Origin of the sequence: Paenibacillus sp. P22 (assembly GCF_000469945.2) — a bacterium.
GTDB lineage: Bacteria > Bacillota > Bacilli > Paenibacillales > Paenibacillaceae > Paenibacillus_O > Paenibacillus_O humicus.
The window spans coordinates 1-4,480 of sequence record NZ_CBRA020000036.1; the positions used below are offsets into that span (position 1 = coordinate 1).

Below are 4,480 nucleotides of genomic sequence, written 5' to 3' on the forward strand. Positions count from 1 at the left end.
CCATGCCTACAAGCCGGACGCCATTCTGCTCGACACCGATCTTCCTGTCCTGGACGGATGGTCGATTATAAGCAGGCCCGGCGGGAGCAAGCTTTCGGCTTGCCGCCTTGCGCAGCAGGCTGGCGGCGCGGGCGTACGTGTACTGGAGATAAGGTCCGGTCTCTCCTTCCATGCTGACCATTTCATCCATATTGAAGTCGACCTCCAGCATGCGGCGGCTGCGCAGGTCTCCGAAGACGACGGCGCCGATGCCGACCGCCTCCGCGACGGCCTCCTTGTCCGGCAGATCCGGCGTCTTGCTGTCGATGACCGAGAGGGCGCGCTGCGCCGCCTCGTCGAGCACATCCTGCAGGAAGACGACCTTGCCGCGGCGGGTCGACATTTTCTTGCCGTCCATTTTCATCAGGCCGAACGGCGCATGCACGCGCTGCACGTCTTTCCAGGAGCCGTCGAGCTTGTCGAGGACCCGGAACACCTGAGTGAAATGAAGGATCTGCTCCGCCCCGACCACGTAAAGCAGCTTGTCGCCCTGCATGGCTTCCCGGCGGTACAGAGCCGTGGCCAGATCGCGCGTGCCGTAGATCGAGGAGCCGTCGGACTTCAGAATGAGGCAGGGAGGCAGGTTCTCCTCGTCCAGGCGGACGACGGCAGCCCCGTCGCTCTCCTCTAGAAGTCCGGCCTGCTCCAGCCTCGCGACGGCGGCCTGCAGCTTGTCGTTGTAGAAGCTTTCTCCGAGAATATGATCGAACTCGATTCCCAGGCGGTCGTACAAGCGGTTGAATTCCTTCAGGCTTTCGCGGATAAAGAAGGACCACAGCTTCCGTGCTTCCGCGTCTCCCAGCTCCAGGCGGCGGAACCAATCCCGGCCTTCGTCGAGAAGCTCGGGACGGGCATCCGCCTCCTCGTGGAAGCGGACGTAGAGCTGCAGGCTTTCGCCGATGGGGTCGGCTTCCAGCGCTTCGCGGCTGCCCCAATGCTTGTAGGCCGCGATCAGCTTGCCGAACTGCGTGCCCCAGTCTCCGAGATGGTTGACGGTCTCGACCCGCCACCCCGCCGCGCGGTCCAGGTTCGCCAAGGCGCGCCCGATGACCGTCGAGCGCAGATGCCCGATGCTGAACGGCTTGGCGATGTTCGGAGCGGAATAATCGATGACGACCTTCTTGCCTGCTCCGTCGGAGAGTTGGCCGAGCCCGGGGGACTCCGCTTCCCGGAGCAGGGCTTCCATCCAGCCGGTGCCTGCGGCGCGCAGGTTCACGTAGCCGCCGGCGGCATGGGCATGCCAATGAATGATGGGTCCATCGCCGAATTCGGTCCCAAGGAGGCCGGCATTTGATTTCCATCCCGCATCATCCGGCAAAACCGCCGGCGCGGGATTATCGGTCTCGCCGTTCAGCCGGCCGGCGAGCTCCTCCGCGATCGCCGCCGGGGAGCGGCGCAGCTCCTTGGCCAGCGGGAAGCAGGGCAGGGACAGATCGCCCATCTCTTCATCGGGCGGGTATTCCAGCCGTGATGCGATTTCCTCCCCGGTCAGCCCCGTCAGCGGGGCAAGCAGCGCAGCGGCAGATCTTTTCAGCGTTGTCATCGTCCATTCCTCCTTATTCGATTTGCATGCGAGAACGGCAAAAAGCCCCCGTCTCAAAAGAGACGGAGGCCTTGTGAGGTCCGCGGTGCCACTCTTGTCGGCCTCCTGCGGGCAGGACATGCTCCCGGTTGGAGAGCATGGACCTGCAAGCAGGAGGCAACTCGGCAGGGTATCGGCCAGTCCGGGCGCGCCTACGCATCCGCCGCAAGGCGGAGTTCGGGCGCCAGCTCGCGGGACCGTTTCCCCGGCCTGCCGCAGCCGGTTCCCACCCTCCCGGCTCTCTGCATGCAGGCGCGGCCGGGTACTTCCCCGTTCATCGCTTGTCGCAATTAAATTTTTCCCAGTATAGCGGATGGTTGGGGGGATGTGCAAGACCCAGTAAAAAAGCATGTAGTCTGACGGGAGAAGATAGGCCGCCATGTTAGTTCACTCGTCCTCTGAAATGGCCTTCCTTTATGTTCCGTGAAAGGCTCTTGTTTTGCTTGTTTTTATTTATTCCGGGATTCCTGCTGTTGATTCTCCTCTTGGCGATTTATGCCGTATCTACGAGCCCAATGCCATGAATCGTGCCGAACGCAGGTAGGGATTCGCGGCATGGAACCCGAAGTACAAGATATAGGCATCGGTTATAGGAGGAAGGGTGAACGAGAATGGTCAACGAGCGCAACTGGGCAGGCAATTACAAGTACGGAGCAACGGAGATTCTGGTCCCCAAGAGTGTATCGGATATACAGAAATGGGTGTCTCGAAGTTCCCGAATCAAGGTGCTGGGCTCGCGGCATTCGTTCAACGGCATCGCGGATACGGCCGGGAGCCTGATTTCGCTGCAAAAGCTGGACCGGGTCGTCGAGCTCGACTCCGCGAACCGCAAGGTCGCCGTCGAAGGCGGCATCCGGTACGGGGATTTGGCCCGCTATCTCCATGAGAGAGGCTTTGCGCTGCACAATCTGGCGTCGCTGCCGCATATCACGGTCGCAGGCGCGATCGCCACGGCGACGCACGGCTCGGGCGTCCTCAATGGCAATCTGGCTGCCGCCGTCCATGCGTTGGAGATGGTCGCTGCCGACGGAGAGACCGTGACGCTCTCCCGCGACATGCCGGATGCCAAGGAGTTTCACGGAGCGGTCGTCGGGCTTGGCGGCTTGGGCGTCGTCACGAAGGTCACGCTGGATATCGTTCCCACCTTCGAGATGACCCAGCATGTGTATGAGCAGCTGCCGCTGGAACAGCTGGAGCGGAACGCCGAAGCGATCTTGTCCGCATGCTACAGCGTCAGCCTGTTCACGGACTGGAAGGCATCCTCGTTCAATCAGGTGTGGCTGAAGCGCCGCGTCGGGGATCCGGCGTCCTCGGACCAGCCGGACGGAGAGTTTTTCGGAGCGGTTGCCGCCACGGACAACCGCCATCCGGTGCCCGGCCATTCCGGAGCCGTCTGCAGCGAGCAGATGGGCGTCGCGGGTCCTTGGCATGAGAGGCTGCCGCATTTCCGCATGGACTTCACCCCAAGCGCCGGGGAAGAGCTGCAGAGCGAGTATTTCGTCCCGAGGAACAAGGCCGTCGAGGCATTGCGCGCGATCGACGGTCTTCGGGATCTGATTGCGCCGCTGCTGTACATTTCCGAGGTCCGCACGATTGCCGCGGATCGGCTCTGGATGAGCCCTTGCTTCGGACAGGATTCGGTCGGAATCCATTTCACTTGGAAGCAGGACGTGGAGGCGGTCGGCCGCGTGCTGCCCGTCATCGAAGAAGCGCTGCGCCCGCTCGGGGCGCGTCCGCACTGGGCCAAGCTGTTCGCGCTGCCGCCCGGCGAGGTTCAGCCCCTTTACGAGAAGCTCGCGGATTTCCGCCGGCTGCTGCTGCGGTACGATCCCGCCGGCAAATTCCGCAATGAATTTTTGAACCGCTACATCTATTGAGGGGACGCGAGGAGTGAAATGGAAACGCATTTGTTCTTGTTCGGGGGAGGGCCGCCGTTCTCGACGGGGCTGGCCGCGCGGTTCGCAGAGCTGGCCGGCGGGGCTGGCTCGCTCGTAACCATTCTGTGCGTGGATCGACCGGGATGGGAGGAGTATATGCCTCATTATACGAAGGCTTTGGAAGAGCGGGGAGTGGCGCGGTTCCGCTATGTGCCGCTTCCGACGACGCCGGAGATCGAGGCGGTCGAAGCTCTCCGCGCCAGCAGCGGCATCATTATCGGGGGCGGGGATACGAACCTGTACGCGGATTATATCGTCGAGACCGGGATCGGCCCGGTGATCGCGGAGAGGCAGGCAGCCGGCATTCCGGTGGCGGGGTTTTCGGCGGGAGCGCTGCTCAGCCCGGACCGCTGCCTGATCTCGCCGAAGGATAACGAGGAGTCTGCTTATCAGGACCGGAGGGGACTCGGTCTGGTTCATGGAATCTCTATTGCCGTTCATTTTTCCCAATGGCAGGACGAGAAGCAGCTTCTGGCCTCTGCCGACAGATATCCCGATTATCGCGCCCATTACGGCGTGGATGAGGACTGCGGCCTGTACTTCCGCAATGGCGGGTTGGAGAGGACGGAGGGAGAAGGGGTGTTTGTTCTCGAGGACGGCGTGATCGGGAAGCTCGTTCTCTAGGTCCTGAAGAATGGAAAGTCATAAGCAAAAGAAATAGACTTAGATCATTGGCTTGATAAAAAATAGAAAACAACGCTTCGTTACCCATAAGTGACATTAACATCTTCTACATAAATGATCCCACCGGCATTTTCTTCCAGAGCGCGAAAAATAACGGGCAAAGCGGCTTGTTCAGGTGTGTTGATTTGGGTTTCCATTATTTGAAAAGCTCCGTTCGTCGTTTGACTCAGATCCGAAACAGTCGCATCAATAATGTCCTGTGGCATTGTAATAGTCGACATAAAGCTGGACCTTAGAT

At 60.9% G+C, this 4,480-nt stretch carries 4 protein-coding genes; 2 read left to right on the plus strand and 2 right to left on the minus strand.

All coding sequences use genetic code 11. The features are described 5' to 3' along the window. Positions 1 to 1,582, minus strand: a 1,582-nt coding sequence (argS, locus tag BN871_RS07430; protein WP_048745214.1) for an arginine--tRNA ligase, incomplete at its 3' end; no start/stop codon positions are given. Between the two features lie 650 nt (positions 1,583 to 2,232). On the opposite strand from argS, the gene BN871_RS07435 reads away from it, so the two are divergent. Both BN871_RS07435 and BN871_RS07440 read left to right on the plus strand, forming a co-directional pair. Further along, positions 2,233 to 3,498 carry an FAD-binding protein gene (locus BN871_RS07435; RefSeq protein WP_048745215.1) on the plus strand — a complete coding sequence of 422 codons (1,266 nt, stop codon included), beginning with the start codon at positions 2,233 to 2,235 and terminating at the stop codon, positions 3,496 to 3,498. 18 nt (positions 3,499 to 3,516) lie between these two features. Further along, complete coding sequence (locus BN871_RS07440; protein ID WP_048745216.1) at positions 3,517 to 4,182, plus strand: Type 1 glutamine amidotransferase-like domain-containing protein; 666 nt, start codon at positions 3,517 to 3,519, stop codon at positions 4,180 to 4,182. A gap of 80 nt (positions 4,183 to 4,262) precedes the next feature. On the opposite strand, the gene BN871_RS28910 is transcribed toward BN871_RS07440, so the two are convergent. Continuing rightward, a partial coding sequence (locus tag BN871_RS28910) for a hypothetical protein (protein WP_232312886.1) occupies positions 4,263 to 4,480 on the minus strand: 218 nt, incomplete at its 5' end.